Below are 25418 nucleotides of genomic sequence, written 5' to 3' on the forward strand. Positions count from 1 at the left end.
AAAGCAGCTTCAACTTGGAGGCATACAGCTAGGCTTCTGCTGCCAACTGCCTCTCACTGCCCTCGTAGTCCAGCCATTTTCCGGCGGCCGGGTAGAGACATTTGGGCCTGATCCCAAACTATACGAGGTATTCACCTGTAAACATGAAATAAATTTTAACAGCCGGCGTCAGGCCGGTCAAGAACGGATTTTCTTTACCATTCGTTTCCATATTGCCACTGTTTCCGGCTCGGCTCCGTCACCTGTTTTGCGTCCGTAATACAGTCGCTCATATTTTTCCGTCAGACGCTCCATATCGCTTGTGTCATAGACTTCGTCCACCCGTCCAGCAAATTCCCGCAGCGTTTCGCCAGCATTTCGTTTCACGCGCGCTGACTGCAGAAGCCGTATCAGGGCCTGATAGGCGTTCATAAATTCTTTATCAGACTTCATGTGACGGTATTTGAAAAGAAGATAGGCACTCAGCAGCTTTCTCCGGAAGAGCCATCCCGCTCCAACGAGGAGAACTGCTGTTGTAAGCAGCGCCCATAGCAGAAGCTTCCAGTCGAAGCTTTCTTCTCCAGATGCATCCTCCTGTTCATCGCCTACATTCCCTGCCTCAGGTGCTGCCTCTTCTTCTTCAGGAGCGGCTTCCTCTTCCTGCGGCTCCTCTTCTTCAATTTCTGGAGCTTCTTCTGCAGCTTCATTGTTTTCATACGTGTAGTTAAAATCTGAGGAAAAACCTTTCGTCGGTTCAAACGGCACCCATCCGACCTCAGGAAAATACACCTCCACCCAGGAATGCGCATTTTCATTTGTGACCTCTACCTCATTTTCATTTCCCGGCGCCTGGTCACCTTCTGTGAAACCTTTGACCCAGCGTGTGGGTATATCAAGCGTCCGAAGCAGCACAGCCATCGAAGTCGAATAGTTATCACAATAACCGGCGCGTGATTCAAACAAGAACTGGCTTACGTAATCCCCGCCTTCCGATGGAGCTGGAATATTTGTCGTTTGGTAGGAAAAATCGGGGCCCCGTAAATATCTTTCCACCGTTCTCGCTTTCGCATAGCGGTTGTCATCATCAGCTGTAAGGTCTTCAGCAAGCTCCTGAATTTCTCCAGGCAGATCCTCCGGTAACTGTGTAAAATATTCGGTGATTTCTTCCGGGTCCTCTGTATTATCAGTAACGGCGCTCATCTCTTCCACTGGAAAATCTGCCGTTTCATACGCTACAGTATAATTATTTAATGATGCCGCTTCCCCTTCGGCCCCAAATGATACCTGGGTCGTCCAAGCATTCGCTGACGTTTCCACGTCTTCTTCAATAGACAAAAAAGAGCCCGGATAAAAGGCAAAATCAAACTCCTGGGTTTCCGCCATTTCAATATTTACTTCCTGTTCTTCTGTTTCGATACTTTCATCGTATAAACCAGCTTCTAAAGACGTTTCGCCAGGGGTATCTATTTCCCAACCAAGGCCGGTATATACGTTTTTTGCTTCCCCCCGCCAATATCCGTTAATATCCCCGGAGGCTGTAAACACGGGCATATCACTCATTTGAAAGCCGCCGCCAAGCCGTTCATCGGTGCCGTCATATCCAATCTTCTGCACGCCCTGGGAGCTTCCGGTGCTGCTCTCCCCCCATGTTAAAAACGGAACGGGGTCAGGCCACCGGGGTTCGCTTTTAGGGGCAAGCACCCCTACACCTCCGGCAGTAATTAAAAAGGCAGCCATAATCAGCGTCCACCGTACAAAAATTGTTCTCTGGGCCTTCCTGTCTGTTGCGCGTAACACAATACGCTCCCACTGAAGCAGCCCCAAAAGCAGAAACCCTATAACGAAGGTACGTATAATCGCAAACATTCCATCGTACTCAAAGAATGTATCCATTACCCCAATATAAATAATTGTGAATGTCAGAAACAGTAAAATCCTGCGAGACTGCACCACCCAAAAATAAATCAAGTAGCTCATGATAGCGAGCAGAAGCATAAACAGTACACTCCGGAACATATCTGTCAGTGCATACCATTGGCCGCTGATGATATAAACAACATTTGTCTGCACTTCCGCCACCATAGAAACCAGCCAGTTCAGCTGCAGCGGCGATCCCTCATAAAAAACGCTGTTTACCCCTGCCATTATAATCAGCAGTATACTGCCAACTACTGCCCACCAGGGCGGACGCAGATAAATTACAATAAAAAAAGCTGCAGAAACCACCATAAACACGGTCACTGACCCTGTTCCGGTTGCTTCCGGCAAAGGGAGCAGCCATTCTGCCAATAGAAAATAACCAAGAATATAAACAATCAACTTTTTCCAGGTATGCTCCGGTTTAACCAAATAATTATGCCTCCTCTATAGCACCTCAAAGCCAGCATCCCCCGGCTGAACATAGTAAATATGAATATTGGCATGCCGCAGCGCTTCCACACTTTCACGGCGGGAGGACCCGCTTTCGTCAGGAAGCAGTGCTACAATAATTGAACGCTTTTGCCCGGCCCACTGCTTTAACTCTTTGATTCTAGTATTAGTTAGTACCGGGGTCACGTAAATTAACGCTTCAAGCCCCGGGGCTTTTCGTAAAAACGGCGAGGCTTCCGTTTCTGGAATCAACTCCACATACGCCAGGCCTTGATAAATACGCTGGAAATGCTCCTTCGAGGTATCTGGCTGCTGCAGGGGCTGTTCGGAAGCCGTGACCCCGTAACCAACGGGCATCCTCGTTTGGTAGGCGTATTCGGTTAACGAAGCAGCAAATTCCACCGCTGCTTCAAATGGCTCAGCAGACATATCAGCTGCATTTTCAAGCAGCAGAAAATAACCCTCTCCTTTTTCAGCTTCAAATTCTTTTGTAACAAGTTTTCCAGCTCGGGCTGTCACTTTCCAGTCAATATTGGCCATCCGGTCCCCGGGTGTATAATCTCTGACCCCTGCCACGTTGACAGATTCGTTTTTTATCCGCTGCGAAAGCGATACTGATTCTGAAGAATTGTCTGCCGCCGTATTCCAGTTTGCCAGCTTTCTCATTCTTGGAAGTACTACTACCGTCGAAGACACCGAAATGTCATAGTCTTTTTCTACAAAGCCAAACAAGTCGCCGGAACGGACTTGGAGATAGTCGATGCTGTGCTTTCCCCGTCTTCTTCCCCTCAGGCTGTACGAATAGGATACCCGCTTTTGAAAAAAAGGAAAAACAAGAGTTTCAGCTGACGCTTCCCAATCCCGGACTCCATATGGCTGATGATCCCGAATCTTTACATACATCAGCGGAAGCGGAATTCTTTTCTCTAACGTCACTACAGCCTCTGTGTGCCCGTTAAATGAAAGCATGTCAGCACCGAGCCTGCGCTCAGCCTTTAAGGAACGGAGGGGATAAACTAATAATAATAATTGCATCACCGCAAGGGTCGTTACACTGTAGAACAAAAACCAGCTGACAAACCCCCCTTGAAACATGGCGTAAATAAATAATACAGCTAATGCAGCCACAACAGCTGCCAGCTGCATTACTTTTCTGCCAATTCGCAAAAACCGTTTCATGGCCGTACCGCCGAATCACTGTCCGAGGAAGGCACGCGAAGACTTGATAAGATATCTCTCACCACGCTCTCCCCGTCTTTGTCCGCCATCTGCTGATCTGTCTGCAGAATGAGACGGTGCCCCATTACAAAGGGAGCAAGATACTTTACATCATCGGGTGTCACGTAGTCTCTTCCCCTCACAAAAGCATACGCCTGTGATACCTTCATCAGCGCAATGGAACCCCTCGGACTTACACCAAGATAAATATCGCGGTGGTTTCTGCTTTCCCGCACGATAGAGACAATGTACTGTTTCACCGAATGATCCACATGTACATCTTTCACGAGTTCCTGAGCCTTCAAGACATCTTCAAGGCTCATAACAGAGGAGAGCTCGTCAATCGGATGTGTAAATTCCACCCGTTCGAGCACTTTGATTTCTTGTTCTTCTGTCGGGTAACCGAGGCGCAGCTTAAAGAGAAAGCGGTCGAGCTGCGCTTCCGGAAGAGGATACGTCCCCCCGTATTCCACAGGATTCTGTGTCGCCATCACGAAAAATAAACGCTCAAGGTTTCGCGTCTCCCCGTCCACCGTCACGCTTTTTTCCTCCAGAGCCTCCAGCAGAGCCGACTGTGTTTTTGGAGAGGTACGGTTAATTTCGTCTGCCAGCAGAACGTTTCCCATTAAAGGGCCGGGGCGGAATTCAAACTCCATCGTCCGCTGATTGTATATAGAAACGCCTGTAACGTCTGACGGGAGAAGATCCGGAGTGAATTGTATTCGTTTAAAACTAGCGCCAATGGACCTGGCAATTGCCCGTACCATCATCGTCTTTCCCACGCCGGGGACATCTTCAAGCAGAATATGCCCGCCGGCCAGGAGTGCAGTCAGGCTCAATTCAATCTCAGCTTTTTTTCCGACTACAACCTGCTGCACGTTTTCGATGACACGCTGCAACGCTTCACGTTCGTTCACCAATATCTTTCTCCCCCTATTATTGTATATACTCTCGCTCTATAATTCATATTAATCTTATCACAATTACTCTGTCCGCGGAAGAAAACCGGCTACTCCTCCTCCCGGTGTTCAGGCAGTATTTTTCTGCGTTCAACCGGTGATTTCAGTACGATCGATGTATTAATGTTTCCATAGGAAATCAGGGTATCGACCAGCTCCCTTAAGCTTTCCATCCCCTCTACTGCCGCTTTAATAAAATAGCTGACCTCGCCGGTCACACGGTGACACTCAAGCACGCGGGTATCCTCTGCGATCATTTTTTCAAAATGCTGAATGGTGTCCTTCAGTTCGCTTACCTGAATCATGAGCAACGTGTCCCGACCTACAGCAGCCGGCGGAACCACGGCACTAAACTGATCAATAATTCCTTTTTCCTGCAGCCTTATCATTCGTTCTGACACGCTTGGACGGCTTAAATTTAATTTTTTGGATAAATCACTTACGGATATTCTCCCATCCTCCTGGAGGATCTCAAGCATGCTTACATCAATTCGATCCATCTAAACGCACTTCACCTTTCTTATTGAATGTAAATAACCAAATATGTATTCATTTTTATTAATATACGGATGATTCTCCTTCATATAATCATTCACTCGCTCCTTATTATTCCTTATAATTAAAGTAACCTATTGTTGAAGGAGAGACGACCGTTGATAAACATAACCAATCTACTACAAGTCCTCGCCGGATGTTTGTTAGCTGCCTTCGGCATTATTCTGCTTCAGCACGCTGATTTAGTCACAGGAGGCACCGCAGGCCTGGCGCTTGGATTAACGTATTTACTCCCGCTATCTTTTTCGGCCGTGTTCTTTTTGATTAACCTGCCTTTTTACGTGTTTTCTATCGTGCATATGGGGTGGAAGTTCACGTTGAATACGATCGCCGCCGTGTCTCTGCTTTCCGCTCTTACAAGCCTTGATTATTTTCTTCCTGCTTTCAGTATACACCCTGCTGCCGGAGCCATTTTCGGCGGGATCAGCATAGGAGCAGGCATTTCGATTTTATTTATGAATAACACCTCGCTTGGAGGCGCGAACATACTCGCTTTATTCCTTCAGCGGCGGCTCCAGTGGAACCCCGGTAAAGTCAATTTATCTTTTGATGTAATTGCTGTAGCTGTAGGACTCGCTTCTGTCGGCTTAATCGCAGGCGCTTACTCCACGCTTTCCATTATAGCCACCGCTTTTGTCCTCAGTACAGCTAAAGGAAAAATTGCCGCTTCGCGGCCCCTTGCAAGCCCGAAGCCACGTTCTTCACGACAGGGCGGTTTAATTGAAAAGCAATAAGCCAAAAGCAGCTTCCCATGGGAGGCTGCTTTTTCAGCTTTCGATCAACCCTTCCACCAGTGCTCCAGCGGCTTTATTTTCATCGTCATCCACGGAGGCTTCAAACAGTTTTTTCTGTTGAACAGGGGTATAGTTCATATCGTAGCCGTGGTGCCAGGCAAGCTGGCGAATAAACTCCCGCTGCATTCTACCGTTCCCCTCCCGAAATGGATGAATGTGATTAAGGTCATTGTAGATTGGGGCAAAGGCTTCGGCAAAAGCTTCCCTTTCTGCATACGTTTTTTGATTTTTTTCCTGGACAGACGCCTTGAGGTGGCGCAGGCCCCGGTCAATAAACGCTGCGGGGAGAAAGGATGTTCTTCCTTTAGCAAGATCCACCGTACGGAACTCTCCTGCCCAGGCGTATACATCGGAAAACAGCCGACGGTGAATACGCCGTATATGCTCTTCATCGAAGGATCCCAGCACTTTTTTTGCCGTCATCATCTGCTGCAGACGGTACGTAGTAATAATCTGTTCGATTTTCTCTGCTTTGGCTTTTTCCCGAAAATTCATCTTGTTCACAAGCACGCCGCTGTCCCCATACGTATAATAGGATTCACCCATATTATAAACGCCCTTCCGCTACAAAAGCTGTCACTTCTTTAATAGTCATTTCCCCGTCGCGGAGCTTACGCACGGCTTCGATGTCTTTTTCTGAAAAAATAAACCCTTCAATTTCTGCAGAAACAATCGCGTTCTTAAGCTCCCTTTCTTCGGGCGTACCAGAAAAATTGTACCTGTCGACTGCTGATAAACTGCTTTTCTCGTTCATCCCTCTGCCCCCTTGCCTGTAATAAAAGTGTTTTTGTTTTCTTCTCGTTCCCCCCCACTCTCTCCTGCCCGGGATAAAAGAAACCCTTTATTATACCTTTTGCAGAAATGGTGCTCATTAGTATCATTTGGGGTACTATACCACTTTAAAGTGGGCACTTCCATTCCCACCCTTCTTCCCAGTATGATGAAACTGAGACCTGCTTTCGTTCTATTCTAAAAATTAAAGGAGAATGCAGCATGACTAATGTAATTGATACCGATTTTTCTCTCGGGCCCGTGCAGCTTAGAGTACAGAATATCGACCGGGCAGCTGCCTATTATGAGCATGTAATCGGCCTAAGGTTACTCGGGCGTTCATCTTCCGCTGCCGTGCTCGGCGTGCCATCGGACGGGCTCCCGCTCGTGATGCTGCGGAAAGTGGAAGGTTCCATTACCCCTCCGCGCACTTATGCCGGCCTGTATCACTTTGCTGTACTGCTTCCGGACCGCGCCTCCCTGGGAGCTTTCATACACCATCTCCACGATGTGGGCGAGCATTTCGGAGCTGCCGACCACAGTGTCAGTGAGGCCCTTTATCTGACTGATCCGGACGGCAACGGCATCGAGGTTTATCGTGACCGGGCACGGGAGGAATGGAAATATGATGCTGACGGGTTCGTGCACATGACGGTGGACCCCCTGCACGAACATCAGCTGCTCCAGGAGGGAGAAGGGATAAAGTGGCACGGAGTTCCGTCCGGCACGAAAATGGGCCACGTTCATTTGCATGTCCACGACATGGAAGAGGCTTATCATTTTTATGTTAATGGGCTTGGATTTGAATTAACTGCTGATCCGAAGAAATTTCCTGCTTTTTTTATAGCCGCCGGCGGCTATCACCATCACGTTGGGCTCAACCCATGGGCCGGAAGACAGGCCCCTAAAGCTTCCATACAAAACACGGGACTTGACATGTACACGATTATGCTTTCCTCTGCCCCCGCTCTCGAACCCGTCGCCGAACGGCTGGAAGCAGCCGGCTATTCATTTCACCGCGAAGAAAATGCTTTTTATGTCAACGATCCCTCAGGTATTGTCATCTGCGTAACGGCAAATTCTCCGGATACTGTCCTGCCTGCTGAACAGATGAGCCGGCTGGCTGAATAAAAGTTTAATTCACATAATTATTTAGATTTTAAATAAGATAATTGGAAGAAATAAAACTCATACAAATCCGGACTCTATTCGATTGGAAAGAGTCCGGATTTTTGTATTGCCGCTGCTTATACAGGAAAACATGGACAGAAAGAAATACAGCTGATATGATAAGTATTGATTGATAATGATTATCACTACAGAATGATTTTTTAGTGCTGAAAGAGGATATAACATGCGTCAACAAACAGAACCGTCCACCTATAAAGACGATATTACTTCACGTCCTATAACAGCTGTTCTAATGTTTATTATCGGCCTTCCTATACTGGGCTTTATATTTTTACTTTCAATTTCTGTAGGCGCAGCAGATGTGGAGCTTGGGACTGTTTGGAACGCCTTGTTTCATTACGACGCTTCCATAAATGACCATGTTGTTATACGCGAGCTGCGTCTCCCCAGAGCTATTGCAGATGTTATTGTTGGTGCCTGCTTTGCCGTAGCCGGCGCTATTATGCAGGGAATGACAAGAAATCCTCTGGCAGAATCCGGGATTCTCGGCATCAACGCAGGTTCGATTTTCATGGTAGCGATCTGCTTTGCATTTTTGCCGGGGCTTTCTTATAATCTGCTGATTGTCTTTTCGTTTTTGGGAGCGGCAATCAGCATGGGATTGATCTTTGGCATCGCCTCACTTTCGCGCATCGGCTTAACTCCGCTTCGCATGGTGCTTGCCGGGGCCGCAATCAACGCTCTGTTTACTGCGCTAAGCGAAGGTATCGCCATTCACTTTGATCTCAGCCAGGACATTGCCTTTTGGTATGCCGGCGGGCTTTCCGGCGTCCGGTGGGAGCAATTGCTCCCCGCCCTGCCATGGATGGGAGGGGCGCTTTTGTTTGCGGTCACCCTTTCGCGGTCCGTTACTATTTTAAGTCTTGGGGACGACATTGCTTCAGGACTGGGGCAGCGTGTTGGCTTGATTAAATTACTCTGCACGCTTGCCGTTCTGTTTCTCGCCGGTATTGCAGTCTCTATTGCCGGTCCTATCGGATTTGTCGGCCTGGTTATCCCTCACGTCGTCCGTTTTTTTGTAGGGGTCGACTACAGGGCTATCATTCCGTGCTCCATTGTGACAGGCGGCATTTTCATGTCGCTTGCCGATATCGGCGCCCGGATCATTAATCCGCCATATGAAACCCCTCTCGGCTCTCTTTTTGCTCTTATCGGCGTACCATTCTTTTTATACATCGCCCGCCGCGAGAGGAGGGAGCTCTAAATGCATTCTATATTTTCAGGCGAGTGGGAACGCAAGCGCCGCAGACGCCGCATTTTCGTGTTCAGTTCGCTTGCTGTTCTAATATTTACCGTGCTGCTGTTCAGCATGAATTCTGGAGTAACCCCGTTAGGGCCGCTCGAAGTATTAAAGACGCTGTTTGGGTTCGGCAACAGTAACCAAAGTCTCGTGTTATTTCAATTCCGCCTCCCCCGGATTGTTATCGCGCTGCTTGTCGGCGCCGCTCTAGCCGTTTCGGGATGCGTACTGCAGGGAATTTCCCGTAACAGCCTGGCGGACCCGGGCATTCTCGGTATTACTACCGGGGCAGGATTATTCGTTGTTTTGTATATTTCATTTTTCAGTACTGTTAGTGCTGCTTCTCCGTATCTGCTGCCGGTATTCGCACTCATTGGCGGGCTGCTTGCTGCAGCGCTAATTTATATTCTTGCTTACGACCGGCAGCTCGGGCTTGTGCCAATGAGAATGATACTGACCGGCATTGCAGTAGCCGCCGGGCTTAATGCCCTAATGACCGTCCTGATGCTGCGTCTGCAGCCGGAGCAGTTTGACTTTGTGGCTATATGGCTGGCGGGAAGAATCTACGGTTCCACCTGGCCTTATGTATATTCGTTTCTTCCCTGGTTTATTATTTTGTCGGTTTTTATTTATTACCGGTGGCGGGCTCTCGATACGCTTACATTCGGCGAACAGATGGCGAAGGGGCTTGGCCTTCGGGTGGAAAAAGAACGCCTTCTGCTCACCTTCGCCTCTGTAGCGCTTGCAGCCTCGGCAGTTTCTATCAGCGGCGGCATCGGCTTTGTCGGGCTGATTGCTCCACATATAGCACGGAGACTGGTCGGCCCCAACCATGCGCTGGCCCTGCCTGCTTCAGCCCTCCTGGGAGGGCTGCTGCTCCTGTTTGCAGACACGCTCGGCCGGACTATTATTCAACCGTCGGAGATTCACGCGGGAATTGTTGTGGCCGTTATCGGCGCTCCTTATTTTCTATACCTGCTTGCCAGAAGCAATGTCTAACTTTATCACCCTGAAAGGATGTTTATGCGATGATCGAAACAGATCAACTCCATATTGGTTATGATCAGCAGACAATCGTAAACGATTTAAATATTGAGATTCCTTCTGGTAAAATTACCGCGCTTGTCGGCGCGAACGGTTCCGGAAAGTCTACCATCTTAAAAGCTCTGTCACGACTGATGAAGCCTTCAAAAGGCGTCGTTTACTTAAATGGCAGCTCTATTCACAGCCAAAAAACAAAGGAGCTTGCCAAGCAGATGGCCATTCTTCCCCAAAATCCGGAAGCGCCTCAGGGCTTAACTGTTACGGAGCTTGTAACATATGGACGTGCTCCCCATCAGCGTGGCTTTGGCTCGTTAAAAGCCCATGACAAAGAAATGATTGGCTGGGCCATCGAAATTACTGGCATGCGGGAGTTTGCCAATCGCCCGATTGACCATTTATCCGGCGGGCAACGCCAGCGGGCGTGGATTGCCATGGCACTGGCACAGGAAACAGAGACCCTATTTTTGGATGAGCCCACGACTTTTCTTGATATGGCCCATCAGATGGAAGTGCTGAACATCCTTGAAAAACTGAACGTACAGGAGCACCGGACGATCGTAATGGTCGTGCACGACCTGAATCATGCCAGCCGCTATGCCCATCATATTGTTGCCATTAAACATGGCAACGTCGTAAAAACGGGTACTCCCCACGAAGTGATGGAAGCAGGCATTATTGAAAAAGTATTTGGCATTAAAAGCGATATTATTAAAGACCCCCGTTCGGGCATGCCTCTCTGCCTACCGTATAATCTTTGTGAAGAGCAGGCCGCTTCTCCAATATTTGGATCTTAAAAAGAGAGCCGCATCATGCGCGGCTCTCTTTTACTATAACCATTTTCTTAAATGCCATTCATCACGGATGGTTATTCCGTTTACTCCAACGAGCGGAATAGACGGTTTATCCTCTCTTGCTTTTCTGGCAGCATCCACGTGCACGCTCGCCAGCTGAAAGCCCCGGCGCCGGTAAAAACGCAGAGCATATTCATTTTCGTTTGTAATTACAACCCGCAGGTCTTCTACTCCTTTCTTTTTCAAATATTCTTCTGTATGCATAAGCAAGTGACTAGCATACCCTTGTTTTTCAATTATGCTGTCCAAAGATACAATTAAGCCGATGCTGCCTTCGTATGTATAAGTAACCGCCGCAGTAATTACACCATCCTCCTGGATACAAAATCCTTCAAGCTCCGGCAGTACATACGTCTGGTTATTAACATGCATCTCATTTGTGTCCCAGCAGGTGGCAAAGAAATCTTTTTTCTTCTGCCAGCCAATTTCTTTCATTGGTTGAATATTCAAAGCGGTCCCCCCTTTTCCCAGCTACTGTGCAAAGTCCATTCGAGCCTTTTTATCCACCTGCGCTGAATAGCTTTTGGAGAATGTTTTACTCTGCCGAGCGCCCGGTAAATCACCACAAGACTATAAGCTTTAATATTAGCGTCCGTAATTTCCACCGGACGGATGCTTCCATAGGCCTTCAAAAAGATACGGCGGAGTTCATGGTACTTTTTTGGGGCATGAAAAGCTGCGTTCCACAACGCCCAGCTAATGTCTACCATTGGATCATTCCACCCTGCCCATTCCCAATCAATCAGGATTATATTTCCTTTTTTATTCAGAATTACGTTATGCGGGCCGGCGTCACCGTGGATAAATGTCGTTCCCACCGGCGTACGCGCCTCCCAAATATCTACAGCCTTATCGTGCATTTCCTCCGGCACAAAAGTCTCTCTTCCCCGACGAAGAGGCGCTGCATTCCGGTCATATTCCCGAATATTTCCCGGCCGGCTGTGTACTTTCGAAGCAAGCGTGACAGCAAGTTTTTTATAAGCTTCGGACCAGTAGGATGATTGCGAATTCAATTGGGAAACATTTTCTCCCTCATGATAGCTTTGCATAAACGAAAAATAATCACCGAGCTGCAAACGGCCGGCTGGTGCCGGCAAGAAGGAAGAACCACGCAGCTCTTCAAGCACCTCGTACTCCCGGCGCAGATAGCCGCTTCTCCCCTTTTCAATTTTCAATACGCGCTGGCCAGACGGTTGGGTGATTAAAAAAGTGTGATGGCTAAATCCTCCCGTTAATCGCACGCTTGTAAACGGCCCAATGATTTTTTCCCATTCTTTTTTGACATCTATCAGCATCTTCCATCTTCCATTCTGTTTCTATGTGTTCTGCTCTGTTCTTTCCCGTTCGGGCTCTTTCGGAACCTGTTTTTTGGCAGGTTAGGTCAAAAAAGAACCCGGGACCGTCCCCCGGATTCCACTGTTTAGCTGCCTACAAGCTTTAATGCTTCTTCACCCTTAATACTGACACTTACTTTCCCGTCGCTTTTTAACACTCTGGTAATGTTTGCTTTGCCCACCCGTGCACTGTTTCGTTCGGTGTAAAAAATCATGCTGCGCACATCACAGTTTTCGTGCATTTCTTCAAACAGCCCGATATGATGCGGATTCTCGAGTTCTACATACCATACTTCTGCCGGTTCGTAATCATATACCGTTAAAAGTCCTTTATCGAACGTCAATGGTGTGTGCGAATGTTCAAACTTCAGTCTCGTCAAGCGATACTCTTTCACCGGTAACGCCCCCCCTTAATGAGATCTAAAGACTTCCAAGCCGGTTCTGTATTTTATTTTTCCTAATACTTTTCCCTATTTTCACACATTTTAAAAGTAATTTAAAGCGCTTGCATTTTATTTGCTTGCTCTACGGGGGCATTAACCAATCTAGACGCTCATTCAGCTGCTGCAGATTTCCCTAATACTATTTGGCCCCCACCAGACTCAGCTCTCCTTCTCCCTTAAAGCTCGCGCTGACTCCCGAGCTGCTTTCTGTTATTCTTGTAATTTTGGCATAACCGATTCTTGCACTGTGGCCATCTGTAAAAAACGTAACTTCCTCTTCCTGGTTACTTTTCTTCCATTCGTGAAATACTTCCACTTCGGATGGCTGTTCGATTTCTGCGTACCATAGGCTCGCTTCATCGTTATAAACGGTCAGAGAGCCGCGCGAAATGCTGATCGTTTTTCCCGGGCTTTCGAGTTTTATTTTAGTCAGGCGATATTCCTGCATGAGGATAGGCCCCTTTCTGTGTTTATTTACAGTATTGTTTTATTTTATCGTATACAATAACAATATACAGGGTATATAAAATAGAGTGCTTTTCTCCTAAAAGCATTTTATTTTTTTACACACGACTGCGATAGTTCTCACTTTTTCTTCATGATATGCTTTATTCTCAGCAGCCTCAGCACTAAAATTAACAGTTGACGCAGGTGATAATGATGAATCAGCACTTTGAATGGGTCAATGTCGCTAAAGGACTCGGCATTATTCTCGTTGTTCTTGGCCACGCTCCCATTGATGATATTTTGCGGCAGTATATTTTTGCCTTCCATATGCCTTTATTTTTTCTTTTATCCGGCGTGACCTTTAAAGGCAGCTATACAGATCTTCGGCCAGTTGATTTCGCCCGGAAAAAAGGCCGTTCACTGCTTATTCCGTATTTCTCTTTCTCCATTATTACATATGCCTTCTGGTTTTTCCTGGAGCGCCCTCTCCTGGGTAAAGATGACATCGACGCTGCTATCCCCGCTCTTGGCATTTTTTATTCTGCCGGAGACAACTATCTGCTTACCTATAACCCGGCTATCTGGTTTTTAACCTGCCTGTTTGTGGTAGAAATCAGCTTTTATCTGCTTCTAAAATACGTGCCGTGGCATAGTGTCCGTATTGCAGGTATTGCCGCTATTGCAGTGGCAGGATATTTTTCCACGCGCTGGTTTGACTCCATGCTTCCCTGGAGTATCCAAGTAGCTACCGTTGCCTTATTGTTTTTTGGCCTTGGATTTTTGTTAAAAGCCCGGACAAAAATATTTGAGTATGCCTTCGGCTGGGTGGCAGCTATCGCCTCTCTTGGCTTGATTTACCCGCTCATTCAATTTACGAACCGCATCGACATGCGTTCGGGAGAGTATGAATCTATCCCTATTTTCATATCTACTTCCCTGCTTGGTATCGCGGGCATTTTATTTTTGAGTTTTCGCTTGGAGGGGAAAAGCCGCATCCTCAGTTATTTAGGGCAGAATTCATTGATTATTTTCGCTCTTCATTTTATGATCTTTGCTATCATCCGGATTACGCTTCAGTACGGCTTTGGTATTGAAGGTAACCCTATGGAATTCACTTCCTTATGGGGAATTATGTTTACAGCAGCTACGCTTTTAATCAGCGTGCCATTTGTGTATTTCATCAAAAACAAAGCCCCGTTTCTTATCGGCAAGTAGGTATTCACTAACGTTTGTGCCGATAACTGTAAACAATCTGGCGCCTGTGTTAAGATGAAACGTATTGATTCCCACGAAGAAATATTAAGGAAGGTCGGTGCATGAAAAGACAAACACCAAAGAGAAAACTACACTACTGGATTTTGAGTCTTTTGGGTCTTTTCGCTGCAGGATTTTCTGCGTTTATTCTTTATACAAGCTGGCATGAAGACCGCCCGGTGATATCTGTCGTGAAAAGCTTCGCTGACGGCCCGGAAGAAAACGCCAAAGACGGTCCCTATCCGGACAGGCCGGCGTATCAGCTTCCTGAAGATATTGATGTTCGTTATGATTATGAAAAAATGTCACTAAACGGCATGAACAGCTATGTTTTAAAAAACGAAAGTGCCGCTGAAAGGAAAATCATTTATTTGCATGGCGGCGGCTACGTCAGCCAGCCTAACCCCCGTCATTTTCAGTGGCTCGCGGGGGTCCAGGGGCGTACCGATAGTACGGCAATACTTCCTGTCTATCCTAAAGCTCCTCAGCATCAGTATGAAGAAGCCTTTGATAAACTGGTCCCTCTCTATGAACAGACTCTGAAAACCACAGAAGCTGAAAATATTGTTATTATGGGGGATTCTGCCGGCGGCGGCCTCGCGCTAGCACTCGCGCAGGAGCTAAACCGCCAGAACATTGCCCAGCCTGGAGATATTATCATGCTTTCTCCGTGGCTTGATGTTAGTATGACCAATCCCGGTATCCAGGATTTAACTTCTGTGGATCCTTTTCTTGATTTGGAATGGCTTCTGAATGCCGGTTCTTCTTATGCCGGGGACGCCGATTTGAGAAACCCAATGGTGAGCCCGATATACGGAGATATGACCGGGCTTGGAGATATGACCCTGATTATAGGCACCCACGAATTATTCCTTGCGGACGCCCGGAAGTTTTCTGAAATAACCGATGAAAAGGGAATCCCCATTAACTATTATGAGTACCCGGAAATGCCTCATGTGTTTCAGCTGCAGAATACTGAGGAGGGCCGCCGGGCCACGCAGCAGGTCGTTAACATTATTAACGATGAAGCAGGCGATACCTCTACCACGGATTAAGGTGGAGGTTTTTTTGCTGTAGAGAAATTTTGCCCAGCAAAAAAACGCACTCCGGAAGGTGCGCATGCTTTAAATATTCAGTTCATATTTATATAGAAAAAATCTCCGTTCGCCCCGTCTTCGCCCAGGATCCGTTCCTTCACTGCCTCCGCCATATCCGGGAGGCCAATGTCCAGTGCAATCAACTGCACTTTTAAATTTTCCTCCTGAAGCATTTCGCGGCCTGCTCGCCCGCTTCTTCATTTCTTGCTCCAAGCCACACGTTTAAGATGCTTTGTGCCAACTGCCGGCAGGCTGCCAAACCAATACTACAGACCCTGCCGGTTACTAGTTCGCTTTTCCCGTTCTTTGTTCCCTCCTTTCGGCCTGCTTGCTGTTCTATACCCGGCAGAGAACCTCGCTGATCCAGGAGAGAACGAGGCAAAATAAGCATATTACATGTTTAATAAACAAGAAGTTGGGAAATACTTGTATATACCTTCAAACCATATTTTAGACGTAATATATTCAGAGCTTCTTTCAGAATTTCACACAGGCATCAGACTGAAAGCTGTATGTCGGAATCTGGAATGGGGAAATTCGAAAAACCGTCATTTTTCCTGTCTATACGTCAATTGTATACATGGCGATCGTGGTCTGGATATTCAGCCGGGCCAAAAGCCAGAAAAAGAGCTCACACTCTTTTTCTGGCTTTTTTATCTTTTATGATGAATTATTCAAGAAAGGAAGGATTTCATATGGCCGTATTTTTTACACTGCTGTGCGGCGTTTCCTGTTACGGGCTGCTGCTCTGGGACCGCCTAAATACAAGTGATCAAAAGAAAAACGAATAATTAATATCCCTGATCCTGCCTGCTATAATACGTTAAAGGAGGAGAGGCACTCGTGCTGCTGAGCATATATGATTACAAAATAGAAAAAACCCTCAAAAAGCTTAATCACCTGGCAGGGGCGCCTGTAGATAAACGCTTAAAAAGTAATCTGCCGTTCACTCTTTATATTACTTCTGCCCAAAAAGAATGGTTGGAACCATATATGACTTTTCTGCATAATGAAAAGTTGGTTTACGTCTCTCTAATGAGAGAAGACCATCCACTAGAGGGTCGTTCACAAGACGAACTGGTCCCTGTACGGCTTGTTCCGCTTCCGGGCCTATGGGCCTCCAATGAACAAAAGAAAGCTTAAGCTAAATTATACCCGCCGTTGCCGTTAATGAAGCCAGCAGAAGAGCTCCTCTGCTGGCTTCTCATTAATCGCTGTGCAGATAGTGGTAGAGAGCCGCATCAACTTCTTCCTTCAAATGAAGTCTCATCCGTACAACCGGAATTAATTTTCCGTTTTTGTCCTGCATGCTCGTGTTTTCTACCGTGTGCTTTAGCGGCTCTGCTTCGCCCAAGTAATAAAACTCCCGGCCTTCGTCATCATCTTTTTTTACAAAGATATAAATCCGGCTCTGCTCTCCGTCTGCATGGATGATTTCCTGTACTTCCTTCGAGGCAGTGGTCCGGTTGCTCCGCGTATACCACTGCAGCTCTCTGCGGTTAATAAACTCGTCTTCGTAATTAATGTTTGCTTCCACATCTTCCGGTTTATGATAAGTAATAAAAATAGGAGTCGTGCCGTATTTTGTTTTATAGCCGTATATCGTCGAACTTTCGTCATTTTCCCAATTCAATAGCCGGCACACGTCCTTGCGGGAATATTTCTGGTACAGCGTGAACGGCGGCTTTTCGTATTGTTCGTTTTTCAGCTCCGCACAGACAAGCACGTCCTCCACAAGTGTCCTAAACCAGAAGGAACCGGCGAGTGCTTTCTGCATCGCACGAGTCCACGTAAAGCCTCCACTTCCCTCTTTGATCAAAGGAATTCTGCCATACTTTTTTTGATACGGAGCAGTAAAAAAATCTGTCGTTAACATCCTCTTCACTGATACGGCTGCTGCATCTATGTTTTCTTCTCCTGATGCACGTATAATACGTGCCATCTCTTTTGCAGCAATGGCATCGTTCTCAAGCAGGTGCCACAGCACCCCCGCCTCATGCCGGCGTTTTCCATTAATAAATTCGGCAGAAATGAGGTACAATAGCTGATCCTCAAGTAGAGACAGCTGAGGAGCCTGTTCCTTTAATTTGCAAAGGAACCGATAATAATTTCCGTATTTAGAGGTGATCATTTCGGGATCTACGGCATTCTGCTGTAAAAAATCCTTTAAAAGCGGTCTCCGTCCGATACGCTGCTTTACATTCATATAAGATTCCTTCAGTTTTCGCATTTCCTGCAGATTCGTCTGATCGATAGCAGCAAACACCTTCTTCTTAGCCACCTCTTCAAAATTAATGGAGGAAACGCCCTGAACAAAGCTATTGGTCTGCATCCGCCGGCGGGTATGGTCTTTATTGAGCGAGCGGTCGCCGGAAAGCGCCACTGGAATCAGGTAGTTATTTTTATAATTACCAATAAAATCAATGACGGTCACAAAATCCTTGGACGGATCTTTACGCAGGCCCCGGCCGAGCTGCTGGGTAAAAATAATGCTCGATTGCGTCTGCCGGAGCATGACGACCTGATTCACCCCCGGTATATCAATGCCTTCATTGAATATATCCACTGTAATAATGTATTCAATCACGCCATTTTCAAGACGGTTCACCTGCCTCCACCGCTCGTCCTGCGAATCGGCTCCCGTCAGCACCACGGTATTTCTTCCTTTTTGATTCATTAGAGTCGACAGCTCCTCTGCCTCCCGGTTACGGCTGCAAAAAATCAGCCCGCGCACTGTCTCCCCGGAATGACCATAATAATGGATTTTTTCGAGCAGGTGCTCTACCCGTTCCTCCGATATAAGCCGGCTCAAATCTGTCGTCTGATCAATTACTTCTCCATCTTTCTCATAATCGGTTACCCCGAAATAATGAAAAGGGCATAGCATTTCTTCTTCAAGTGCTTCCTGCAGCCGTATTTCATACGCCACCTGATAGTCAAACAGAGCGAAAATATTCACATCGTCGCTTCGTTCCGGGGTCGCTGTCATACCAAGTAAAAACGATGGCTGAAAATAATCGATCACTTTTTGATATGACGGGGCCCCTGCTTTATGTACTTCATCAATTAAAATATAATCAAATGCTTCAGGGGCGAAGCGCTGCAAATGAATGTCTTTTGCGATCGTTTGTATGGTCGCAAATACATAGCGGGCCCTGGTATCCTGGCCGGACCCGGTGTACAGGCCGAAATTTTCCGTGTGGCCGCCAAGAATCCGGGCAAAGTCATCCTTTGCTTTCCGGAGAATCTGCTCCCGGTGTACAATAAAAAGCATCTTTCGGGGCTGATACTTTCTTACATCAAACGCGGCCAAATACGTTTTTCCTGTGCCTGTTGCCGAGATGATTAGTCCCTTTCGCTGCCCGGCCGTTCTCAAAGCGTCCAGTTCCTTTAAAGCCGCTTCCTGCATTTTATTGGGCTTGATTTCCAGTGCTTCCTTCATTGCATTCCGGTCAATCCATCCGGGTGAAAGCTCGGCGATCTTTTCATGTGCCTGCGGACGATACAGCTGCTGATATTTTTCTATCCATTCCTTCGTTAACGGTATTGCCTGAGACCAGGTATCTTCAAACTGCTGCCCGAAGTGATGAATCACTTCTCCGTTTTCATGATAATGAAGCTTAATGTTCCATTCGTAGTTTACCTTCAGCGCATGCACCGTCAGGTTCGAGCTCCCAACCATCAGTGAATAGTGGTCTTTATGTTTAAACACGTACCCTTTGGAATGGAAGCCTTCAATTTCCGCCAGCCGTACTTCCACATTTGTAATTTTCAGCAGTTCCTGAAATACCTTCGGTTGATTAAACTGTAGGAAGGTGGATGTAAGTATTCTCCCATACACGCCGCGTTTTTTTAGTTCGAGCAGATGCGTTTTCAGCGTAGCCAACCCGCTTTCTGTAATAAAAGCTACCGAAAAGAAAAATGACTCGCACCGGTACAATTCATGAAGCAGGGTGGTGAGCACCTCTTCATGCTTCTTTTTGTCATTTATCAACAGCTTAGGCGCATAAGGGCTGCGATCGTAGCTTTTCTGGTCAATAAAGCCTCGGTATAACGATTCCTGTAGTTGACGCACTGTATCCATTATCAAGCTCCTGCCTATGTTTGTAATAAAAAACTATTGGGTGATCTTATAAATGGCGGGAATATCCGCCGGGGCCCAGTCCAACTCTTGCAAATCATCTTTTTGTACCCATTTGATCCGGCGATGTTCTGTCAATGTTGGCTCTTCTCCTGTAAGCCTGCAGTAAAACGTCGTAAGATGCACAATGCCAAAATCATATTCATATGTCGTTTCTTCGATCCTGTCTTCAATGGTGATTCCGCATTTCATTTCTTCTCTGATTTCTCTTTGCAGCGCCTTCTCCGGCGTTTCTCCTGCTTCTATTTTCCCGCCCGGAAATTCCCATTTTAATGGAAGAGTTTTCGTCTGGCCCCGCTGGGCGCAAAGAATCCAATCTTTGTCGTAAATGACTGCTCCGACTACATGAATATCTTTTTTCATTCCAATGCCGCCTCTCTAAAGAAGGATGAATGCTGAGTTCTTTTTACCAGCTTACTACACTTTCCATTTTTCAGGCAAAGTCCTCCCCAATAAAAAACCTTCGGCCCGGGGGCCGAAGGAAAGGCTTAATCATTATACTCTTTTTCAAATACTTTTGTGCTTCGCACGGTATCAATCGGCCGCACAGAAGCTTCAATCTGTTCACGCTGCGGCTCAAGCATGGGCGGAAGCGCAAGATTTTCTCCAAGCGTTTCATACGGCTCGTCTCCCATAAATCCCGGGCCGTCCGTCGCAAATTCAAACAAAATCTGCGGCGCCACCTGGGAATACAGCGATTCAAAATAGTGGCGGTTCACATAGCCCGAGGTGCGGAAGCGAAAGTCCGCCATCCGCTGAATCCAGGCTTCGAGTTCCTCGCGGTCCCTTACCCGGAAAGCGGAGTGGTGAACGGTCCCGTATCCCTGTCTCGCCGGCGGAAGAACTGCATTGTATTCGGCAATCACCTGGGCGCCGTTGCCTCCTTCTCCGACCTCAAACAAATGAAACGATCCGTCATGCCCGATTTCTTCAAACATGAGCACGCGCTCCATCATTTCTTTAAAGTAGTCAATGTTATCAATACGGACATAAATGGGACCTAGCCCGGTAATCGCGTATTCATCCGGGACAGGACCGTTTTTCCACGGCTTGCCTGCCGGCACTCCTTCATTGTTTTCGTCGGAAACGAGTTCATACTGTTGATCATCAAAATCGACGAACGGGAGGCGTTTTTTACCGAACCGTTCATAAATGCCCTGATGCTTAACATCTTTCCGGGCAAACCTCTTTGCCCAGTAGTCCAGCGCTTCATCACTTGGCACCCGGAAAGACGTACGTGCGATTTCGTTTGTACCGTGTGTGCCTTTAGGAATGCCCGGAAAATCGAAAAATGTCATGTCTGTGCCGGCGTTTCCCTCATCATCGGCAAAAAACAAATGATACGTCTGAATATCGTCCTGATTGACGGTCTTTTTGATTAGTCTCATGCCCAGAACATACGTGAAAAACTCGTAGTTTTTTTCTGCGCTGCTCGTAATAGCTGTTACATGGTGCAGGCCTCGGATCCCTTCCACGCTGCGTTCCTCCTTTTTCCGTTAATTTTATTTATCTACGAAGATGACTGCATGGAAAAGGAGCGTTCTACGCCCCTTCCAGCTACTGCTGCTCCATGCCCTTTTTCACCCATGAAGCTACCGTAACTGTACGCTTCGCCTGGTGCTTTACAGCTTCTTCAACGTCTTCCTGCATGTTTCCTTCCTGATCAACTGTTACACTCGTGCCATAAGGGTTGCCTCCGGAAGCGAATGTGACTGGATCTGTGTAGCCGGGGGAAGCAATAATAGCTCCCCAGTGCATCATTGTCGTATACAGGTTCTTCACTGTAGCTTCCTGTCCCCCGTGCGGATTTTGAGCGGAAGACATGCCGCTTACTACTTTATTGATCAGCTGGCCGTTCATCCACAGGCCGCCGGTAGTATCAATGAACTGCTTCATCTGCGCCGGCAGGTTGCCAAAACGCGTCGGCATGCTGAAAATGAAAGCGTCTGCCCATTCCAGATCAGCCGGTGTCGCTTCTGGAATATGGGATGTATCTTCGAGATGCTGCTTCCAGACCGGGTTTGCATGTACTGCTTCGTCAGGAGCAAGCTCCGGCACACGGACGAGCTTCGCTTCTGCCCCGGCTGCTTCCGCACCTTCCACGGCCCATTGTCCCATTGTATAATTCGTGCCTGTTGCACTGTAATAAATGACTGCTACTTTTACGTTTTCCATTGCTTCATCTCTCCTTATATTTTGTTTCAAAAAATCAAATAACCCCAATTTCGTACACCACCATTTCTTTTAACACCAGTGTATTTTTGATGTAAGGCTGTGCGCCCCTTTCACGCACGAAAGACATTTACAGTACTGTATGCTTATACCATTCAGCCGCCTGGGCCACTTCTTCCCTGGTTAGCTGGTGGCCCCCGTCTTCCCAGTGGAGGGTGACAGCTGCGCCGGCTGCTTCAAGCATTTCCGCGAGCTCTTCTGTTTCTTCCGGACGGCAGATAGGGTCATTCTTTCCCGCTCCGATGAATACAGGCAGCCCTGTTAAATCCGGCAGCTGAATGCCCCGGCGCGGCACCATCGGGTGAAACAGCGCTGCTCCTTTTACCGGCTGTTCATAATGGAAAAGAAGATTTGCAGCAATATTGGCCCCGTTGGAATATCCAATTGCTATGACGTTTTCCCGGTCAAAGGAATGCTCAGCAGATGCAGTATCTATGAATTCATACAGGCCGCCGGTCTGTTTCATCAAATCTTCTTCATCGAACACACCTTCAGCCAGCCGTTTAAAGAATCTCGGCATGCCGTTTTCTGTAATATTTCCCCGCACTCCTAGTATTGAGGCGGAGTTATCGATCATACCCGCTACTGGCAGCAAATCATTCTCTGTGCCTCCTGTACCGTGGAGCAGCATGAATGTTGGTTTGTTTTGGTCGTTCCCCTGTTGAAAAATGTGTTTCACTGTAATCCTCCTTCAATGGCAGTAATATGATAAACATTAACTTTGTTTATTCACTTTCAATTATTTCGATACCATATATCTTTAATTCAAGATAATAATATAAAAAAATTTATTTTTCGAGAGAAAGGCCTAATTTTTTCAACATAGCTATAAATGTTTCTTTTTCTTTTTCATCAAGTATACTGAACATTTCCTGAATAGCCGCCTGATGCTGGGGAAAAATCTCGTCCATCAAGGCAGACCCTTCTTCTGTGATACACACATTAATAATCCTCCGGTCTTGCGGACAACGGCTTCGAAGGAGATACTTTTTCTTTTCGAGTTTGTCAATAACGTATGTCATGCTTCCGCTCGAGAGCAGAATTTTTTCCCCGATGCGCTGAATAGCCTGTTCTCCTTTGTGATACAAAAGCTCAAGTACAGCAAATTCGGTAGGATTCAATCCGTGCGCACGGATATCCTCCCGTATTTTTTCTTCCACTGCGTGATTAGCTCTTGATAATACGACTAACGATTTTAAAGCAAGGTCCTGGCCACTATTTGTATTACTCATCATCATCATACCCTTAATTAAAATATCTTTAATTAAAGGCAATATTACACTTAGCTTTTTAATATGTCAAGATCCAGTAAATTAATTTAAAAAACGACTATCTTTCCAAAGAGAAGAACATGTACAGTTACTTTAGTCATAACAGTTTTTTCTTTCTTTTCTTTTCCTTCATGAGTATCACTTTTTCTTTTCTTTTCCGCGGAGGCAGGATCCAACGGTAGCTTTCCTTCCATTCATTTCCCTCTTCTACAGCAAAATTCTTATGAAGGCTGAAATACAATAAATAAAGCAGACTCAATACGTGGATGCCTCTCATCCAGCCGGCAAGCAGTGGCTGCGGAGTAAAGGCCTCTAAAAGAATATCTGCAGCAGCAATGATGGCTAAAATTACTTTAAACGAAAATACCAGTGATAATATCATAGGCACTTGCTCCTTCCCGAAAAGCTATTATACCAAAAAAGCAGCTGCAATCCTCTTTTTTCCAAAAATATAACCGGCCGATGATTTCGGCCGGTTATTCGTTTTCGCCTTTTTCGAGTGTCCCGTCCAGGTGAAAAACAACTCCGCGCTGCTCTATCGTTGTCTGACCCATCTCAAATAGTACTGTTCCTGCCTGCGGGGTGAGACGGTCCTTCGTTTCGTAATTCACGTGCACGGCCCGCTCATCATTTTTTTCCACGAAATTGATCGTATACTGAATGTTATGGCCTTCGCTGCTTTTAGTAGTATGCGTGCCTTTTTCTGGTTTAAACGTAATTTCGGTCATTGAAGAACCTCCCTTTTCTTACGGTCTGGTTCTCTTTACCCGCCCAGCGTTCACGTTCAACCATCTAATATTTATTATTACGAAGCAATTTTCAATACCCGGCCGACACTAATCACACTCGTATTGGAAATATTATTATCCGCAGCAATTTTTTGAACCGTAGTGTCATATCTTCTAGCGATGCTATATAGCGTATCCCCCGCTTTCACGGTGTACGTAGTGGAGGAAGCAGGCGGAGCGGTCGTACCTTTACCTGGAATTTTCAGGACCTGGCCGACCCGGATCACGTTCGAGCTCGTCGGGATGCCGTTCGCTTTTTTCAGCTCGGTCACGCTTACGTTGTTACGGTTCGCGATGCTGTACAGCGTGTCCCCTGATTTCACGGTATACGTGCCGGATTCAGCCGGTGGCGGAGTAGTGGTCCCTTTACCTGGAATTTTCAGAACCTGGCCGACCCGGATCACATTCGAGCTCGTCGGGATGCCGTTCGCTTTTTTCAGCTCGGTTACGCTTACGTTGTTACGGTTCGCGATGCTGTACAGCGTATCCCCTGATTTCACGGTATATGAAGCCCCGTCCGACGGTGCACCCTGAAGCTGCAGTAATTCTGAGACTGTTACAAATTTATAGCCTTGTGCTTTCAGCTTCGTAATCATCTCCGGCAGCGCAGCTGGCGTACCAGGGGCGCCTGCTCCGGTATGCATCAATACGATGGATCCTGGTTCAATATTATTCACTACTTTATTCAGCACCTGGGTTTTCGAAAGGCCCCTCCAGTCAATTGTATCGATATTCCAGTGAAGAGTATGCGTATAGCCGGCATCTCCTACTGCTTTAAGCACGGTGGAATTGGTAGCGCCAAACGGAGCCCGAAAAATTGGCTTGGTTGATTTACCGGTAGTGCTTTTCACCAGGGCTTCGGTGTCTGCTAATTCTTTTTTCATTTTAGTAGTGGAAATGGTGGTGAAATCAGGATGGGAGTATGAATGATTGCCGAGCTGGTGTCCGGCAGCAGCGATATTCCGTATGGACTGCGGATGATCTTTCGTTCCGCCCCCCGTTAAGAAAAAGGTCGCTTTCACGTTATGAGTCGACAGTGTCTGAAGAATTCTCGAAATGTTTGCCCCGTCCGCGCCGTCATCAAAAGTCAGTGCTACTACCTTGCTAGAAGTGTTGCCTTTCACTACATACTTTGAACTGGCGGCATCCGCCTGCAACGGGAACGAAAAACAGGTAACAAGCAAAAACACTAGAAGGACAGCGGCTTTTAACCACTTCATACCCATCCTGCTCACCCCATTTATTTAGTTATGCCGGTCGCCCGGCATATGTACGAGTGAACAATCATTCATTATTTCCTTTATTATACTTCTAATTTAGTAATAAGTACCGTGCTTAAAGCACTATATTTTATACATATAAAGTACATTTTTTTAGAAATATCTCTTAAATTTAGAAATAAAAACAAAAAAAGCCTGATAAAACAGGCTTTTTTCTTA

General features: G+C 46.7%; 28 protein-coding genes and 1 riboswitch. Of the genes, 8 read left to right on the forward strand and 20 right to left on the reverse strand.

The genetic code is table 11. The features are described from left to right. Positions 1–45: 45 nt before the first annotated feature. Positions 46–146: riboswitch (purine riboswitch) on the reverse strand. A 31-nt stretch (positions 147–177) separates the two neighbouring features. The 4 genes from ACTTK6_RS10160 to ACTTK6_RS10175 all read right to left on the reverse strand — a co-directional run bounded on the left by ACTTK6_RS10160 (position 178) and on the right by ACTTK6_RS10175 (position 5026). Continuing rightward, entirely contained in the window at positions 178–2328 is a 2151-nt protein-coding gene (locus tag ACTTK6_RS10160; protein ID WP_462833351.1) for a transglutaminase TgpA family protein, read from the reverse strand. 15 nt (positions 2329–2343) lie between these two features. Further along, a complete protein-coding gene (locus ACTTK6_RS10165; RefSeq protein WP_462833352.1) occupies positions 2344–3528 on the reverse strand; it encodes a DUF58 domain-containing protein in 1185 nt (394 codons plus the stop codon). Further along, on the reverse strand, positions 3525–4484 hold the full coding sequence (locus tag ACTTK6_RS10170) for an AAA family ATPase (protein ID WP_079474360.1): 960 nt from the start codon (positions 4482–4484) through the stop codon (positions 3525–3527). Before ACTTK6_RS10170 ends, ACTTK6_RS10165 begins: the two co-directional genes overlap by 4 nt. Positions 4485–4576: 92 nt before the next feature. Further along, positions 4577–5026: an Lrp/AsnC family transcriptional regulator gene (locus ACTTK6_RS10175; RefSeq protein WP_094908555.1), complete on the reverse strand. Its 450-nt coding sequence runs from the start codon at positions 5024–5026 to the stop codon at positions 4577–4579. A 153-nt stretch (positions 5027–5179) separates the two neighbouring features. On the opposite strand from ACTTK6_RS10175, the gene ACTTK6_RS10180 reads away from it, so the two are divergent. Next, positions 5180–5815, forward strand: coding sequence for a YitT family protein (locus ACTTK6_RS10180; RefSeq protein WP_462833353.1), 636 nt, complete (start codon positions 5180–5182; stop codon positions 5813–5815). A 33-nt stretch (positions 5816–5848) separates the two neighbouring features. On the opposite strand, the gene ACTTK6_RS10185 is transcribed toward ACTTK6_RS10180, so the two are convergent. Both ACTTK6_RS10185 and ACTTK6_RS10190 read right to left on the reverse strand, forming a co-directional pair. Continuing rightward, entirely contained in the window at positions 5849–6421 is a 573-nt protein-coding gene (locus tag ACTTK6_RS10185; RefSeq protein WP_462833354.1) for a Fic/DOC family protein, read from the reverse strand. Between the two features lies 1 nt (position 6422). After that, entirely contained in the window at positions 6423–6629 is a 207-nt protein-coding gene (locus tag ACTTK6_RS10190) for a hypothetical protein (RefSeq protein ID WP_079474196.1), read from the reverse strand. A 239-nt stretch (positions 6630–6868) separates the two neighbouring features. Here ACTTK6_RS10190 and ACTTK6_RS10195 point away from each other — a divergent pair, with 239 nt between their 5' ends. The 4 genes from ACTTK6_RS10195 to ACTTK6_RS10210 all read left to right on the forward strand — a co-directional run bounded on the left by ACTTK6_RS10195 (position 6869) and on the right by ACTTK6_RS10210 (position 10915). Further along, the gene (locus tag ACTTK6_RS10195) at positions 6869–7777 is read left to right on the forward strand and encodes a VOC family protein (RefSeq protein WP_079474195.1); all 909 of its coding nucleotides are present in this window, start codon (positions 6869–6871) and stop codon (positions 7775–7777) included. A 223-nt stretch (positions 7778–8000) separates the two neighbouring features. Then, the gene (locus ACTTK6_RS10200; RefSeq protein WP_079474194.1) at positions 8001–9041 is read left to right on the forward strand and encodes a FecCD family ABC transporter permease; all 1041 of its coding nucleotides are present in this window, start codon (positions 8001–8003) and stop codon (positions 9039–9041) included. Next, positions 9042–10076: a FecCD family ABC transporter permease gene (locus ACTTK6_RS10205; protein ID WP_079474193.1), complete on the forward strand. Its 1035-nt coding sequence runs from the start codon at positions 9042–9044 to the stop codon at positions 10074–10076. Positions 10077–10105: 29 nt separating this feature from the next. Next, positions 10106–10915 (forward strand): ABC transporter ATP-binding protein, encoded by an 810-nt coding sequence (locus ACTTK6_RS10210; protein WP_022793739.1) that lies wholly within the window; start codon positions 10106–10108, stop codon positions 10913–10915. Between the two features lie 33 nt (positions 10916–10948). Here the strand turns inward: ACTTK6_RS10210 and ACTTK6_RS10215 are convergent, their stop codons facing one another. The 4 genes from ACTTK6_RS10215 to ACTTK6_RS10230 form a co-directional block, all read right to left on the reverse strand. Further along, on the reverse strand, positions 10949–11422 hold the full coding sequence (locus ACTTK6_RS10215) for a GNAT family N-acetyltransferase (RefSeq protein ID WP_079474192.1): 474 nt from the start codon (positions 11420–11422) through the stop codon (positions 10949–10951). Beyond that, positions 11419–12267, reverse strand: coding sequence for a phosphotransferase family protein (locus ACTTK6_RS10220; RefSeq protein WP_094908560.1), 849 nt, complete (start codon positions 12265–12267; stop codon positions 11419–11421). Before ACTTK6_RS10220 ends, ACTTK6_RS10215 begins: the two co-directional genes overlap by 4 nt. Before the next feature lie 125 nt (positions 12268–12392). Then, on the reverse strand, positions 12393–12701 hold the full coding sequence (locus tag ACTTK6_RS10225) for a hypothetical protein (protein ID WP_079474190.1): 309 nt from the start codon (positions 12699–12701) through the stop codon (positions 12393–12395). A gap of 187 nt (positions 12702–12888) precedes the next feature. Beyond that, entirely contained in the window at positions 12889–13197 is a 309-nt protein-coding gene (locus ACTTK6_RS10230; RefSeq protein ID WP_079474189.1) for a hypothetical protein, read from the reverse strand. A 209-nt stretch (positions 13198–13406) separates the two neighbouring features. Between ACTTK6_RS10230 and ACTTK6_RS10235 the strand changes: the two genes are divergently transcribed. Both ACTTK6_RS10235 and ACTTK6_RS10240 read left to right on the forward strand, forming a co-directional pair. Continuing rightward, positions 13407–14411, forward strand: a complete 1005-nt coding sequence (locus ACTTK6_RS10235) for an acyltransferase family protein (RefSeq protein ID WP_094908562.1) — start codon at positions 13407–13409, stop codon at positions 14409–14411. A gap of 101 nt (positions 14412–14512) precedes the next feature. Then, positions 14513–15505, forward strand: coding sequence for an alpha/beta hydrolase fold domain-containing protein (locus ACTTK6_RS10240; RefSeq protein WP_094908563.1), 993 nt, complete (start codon positions 14513–14515; stop codon positions 15503–15505). A 77-nt stretch (positions 15506–15582) separates the two neighbouring features. Here the strand turns inward: ACTTK6_RS10240 and ACTTK6_RS10245 are convergent, their stop codons facing one another. Beyond that, the gene (locus tag ACTTK6_RS10245) at positions 15583–15720 is read right to left on the reverse strand and encodes a hypothetical protein (RefSeq protein WP_379919686.1); all 138 of its coding nucleotides are present in this window, start codon (positions 15718–15720) and stop codon (positions 15583–15585) included. 670 nt (positions 15721–16390) lie between these two features. Here ACTTK6_RS10245 and ACTTK6_RS10250 point away from each other — a divergent pair. Then, positions 16391–16690, forward strand: a complete 300-nt coding sequence (locus ACTTK6_RS10250) for a hypothetical protein (RefSeq protein WP_462833355.1) — start codon at positions 16391–16393, stop codon at positions 16688–16690. A 64-nt stretch (positions 16691–16754) separates the two neighbouring features. Here ACTTK6_RS10250 and ACTTK6_RS10255 read toward each other — a convergent pair whose 3' ends face one another. From ACTTK6_RS10255 to ACTTK6_RS10295, 9 genes are all read right to left on the reverse strand, one after another. Next, on the reverse strand, positions 16755–19634 hold the full coding sequence (locus ACTTK6_RS10255; RefSeq protein ID WP_462833394.1) for a DUF3427 domain-containing protein: 2880 nt from the start codon (positions 19632–19634) through the stop codon (positions 16755–16757). Between the two features lie 30 nt (positions 19635–19664). Beyond that, complete coding sequence (locus tag ACTTK6_RS10260) at positions 19665–20051, reverse strand: (deoxy)nucleoside triphosphate pyrophosphohydrolase (RefSeq protein ID WP_094908566.1); 387 nt, start codon at positions 20049–20051, stop codon at positions 19665–19667. Between the two features lie 125 nt (positions 20052–20176). Further along, positions 20177–21163, reverse strand: a complete 987-nt coding sequence (locus ACTTK6_RS10265) for a ring-cleaving dioxygenase (RefSeq protein WP_462833356.1) — start codon at positions 21161–21163, stop codon at positions 20177–20179. A gap of 82 nt (positions 21164–21245) precedes the next feature. Continuing rightward, entirely contained in the window at positions 21246–21863 is a 618-nt protein-coding gene (gene wrbA, locus ACTTK6_RS10270; RefSeq protein WP_462833357.1) for an NAD(P)H:quinone oxidoreductase, read from the reverse strand. A gap of 127 nt (positions 21864–21990) precedes the next feature. Beyond that, positions 21991–22599: an alpha/beta hydrolase gene (locus ACTTK6_RS10275; RefSeq protein WP_462833358.1), complete on the reverse strand. Its 609-nt coding sequence runs from the start codon at positions 22597–22599 to the stop codon at positions 21991–21993. Between the two features lie 109 nt (positions 22600–22708). Continuing rightward, positions 22709–23155: a MarR family winged helix-turn-helix transcriptional regulator gene (locus tag ACTTK6_RS10280; RefSeq protein ID WP_079474358.1), complete on the reverse strand. Its 447-nt coding sequence runs from the start codon at positions 23153–23155 to the stop codon at positions 22709–22711. A gap of 133 nt (positions 23156–23288) precedes the next feature. Then, entirely contained in the window at positions 23289–23573 is a 285-nt protein-coding gene (locus ACTTK6_RS10285; protein ID WP_462833359.1) for a hypothetical protein, read from the reverse strand. 94 nt (positions 23574–23667) lie between these two features. Continuing rightward, positions 23668–23919, reverse strand: a complete 252-nt coding sequence (locus tag ACTTK6_RS10290; protein ID WP_079474178.1) for a hypothetical protein — start codon at positions 23917–23919, stop codon at positions 23668–23670. A gap of 77 nt (positions 23920–23996) precedes the next feature. Beyond that, entirely contained in the window at positions 23997–25199 is a 1203-nt protein-coding gene (locus tag ACTTK6_RS10295; RefSeq protein ID WP_462833360.1) for a LysM peptidoglycan-binding domain-containing protein, read from the reverse strand. Between the last annotated feature and the right edge of the window lie 219 nt (positions 25200–25418).

Source organism: Marinococcus salis, assembly GCF_054971365.1.

Excerpts from the sequence above, each read along its gene's own strand:
- ACTTK6_RS10165 (WP_462833352.1), bottom strand. The coding sequence starts at position 3,528 with ATGAAACGGTTTTTGCGAATTGGCAGAAAAGTAATGCAGCTGGCAGCT.
- ACTTK6_RS10175 (WP_094908555.1), bottom strand. The coding sequence starts at position 5,026 with ATGGATCGAATTGATGTAAGCATGCTTGAGATCCTCCAGGAGGATGGG.
- ACTTK6_RS10185 (WP_462833354.1), bottom strand. The coding sequence starts at position 6,421 with ATGGGTGAATCCTATTATACGTATGGGGACAGCGGCGTGCTTGTGAAC.
- ACTTK6_RS10190 (WP_079474196.1), bottom strand. The coding sequence starts at position 6,629 with ATGAACGAGAAAAGCAGTTTATCAGCAGTCGACAGGTACAATTTTTCT.
- ACTTK6_RS10195 (WP_079474195.1), top strand. The coding sequence starts at position 6,869 with ATGACTAATGTAATTGATACCGATTTTTCTCTCGGGCCCGTGCAGCTT.
- ACTTK6_RS10200 (WP_079474194.1), top strand. The coding sequence starts at position 8,001 with ATGCGTCAACAAACAGAACCGTCCACCTATAAAGACGATATTACTTCA.
- ACTTK6_RS10205 (WP_079474193.1), top strand. The coding sequence starts at position 9,042 with ATGCATTCTATATTTTCAGGCGAGTGGGAACGCAAGCGCCGCAGACGC.
- ACTTK6_RS10210 (WP_022793739.1), top strand. The coding sequence starts at position 10,106 with ATGATCGAAACAGATCAACTCCATATTGGTTATGATCAGCAGACAATC.
- ACTTK6_RS10220 (WP_094908560.1), bottom strand. The coding sequence starts at position 12,267 with ATGCTGATAGATGTCAAAAAAGAATGGGAAAAAATCATTGGGCCGTTT.
- ACTTK6_RS10230 (WP_079474189.1), bottom strand. The coding sequence starts at position 13,197 with ATGCAGGAATATCGCCTGACTAAAATAAAACTCGAAAGCCCGGGAAAA.
- ACTTK6_RS10235 (WP_094908562.1), top strand. The coding sequence starts at position 13,407 with ATGATGAATCAGCACTTTGAATGGGTCAATGTCGCTAAAGGACTCGGC.
- ACTTK6_RS10240 (WP_094908563.1), top strand. The coding sequence starts at position 14,513 with ATGAAAAGACAAACACCAAAGAGAAAACTACACTACTGGATTTTGAGT.
- ACTTK6_RS10245 (WP_379919686.1), bottom strand. The coding sequence starts at position 15,720 with ATGCTTCAGGAGGAAAATTTAAAAGTGCAGTTGATTGCACTGGACATT.
- ACTTK6_RS10260 (WP_094908566.1), bottom strand. The coding sequence starts at position 20,051 with ATGAAAAAAGATATTCATGTAGTCGGAGCAGTCATTTACGACAAAGAT.
- wrbA (WP_462833357.1), bottom strand. The coding sequence starts at position 21,863 with ATGGAAAACGTAAAAGTAGCAGTCATTTATTACAGTGCAACAGGCACG.
- ACTTK6_RS10280 (WP_079474358.1), bottom strand. The coding sequence starts at position 23,155 with ATGATGAGTAATACAAATAGTGGCCAGGACCTTGCTTTAAAATCGTTA.
- ACTTK6_RS10285 (WP_462833359.1), bottom strand. The coding sequence starts at position 23,573 with ATGATATTATCACTGGTATTTTCGTTTAAAGTAATTTTAGCCATCATT.
- ACTTK6_RS10290 (WP_079474178.1), bottom strand. The coding sequence starts at position 23,919 with ATGACCGAAATTACGTTTAAACCAGAAAAAGGCACGCATACTACTAAA.
- ACTTK6_RS10295 (WP_462833360.1), bottom strand. The coding sequence starts at position 25,199 with ATGAAGTGGTTAAAAGCCGCTGTCCTTCTAGTGTTTTTGCTTGTTACC.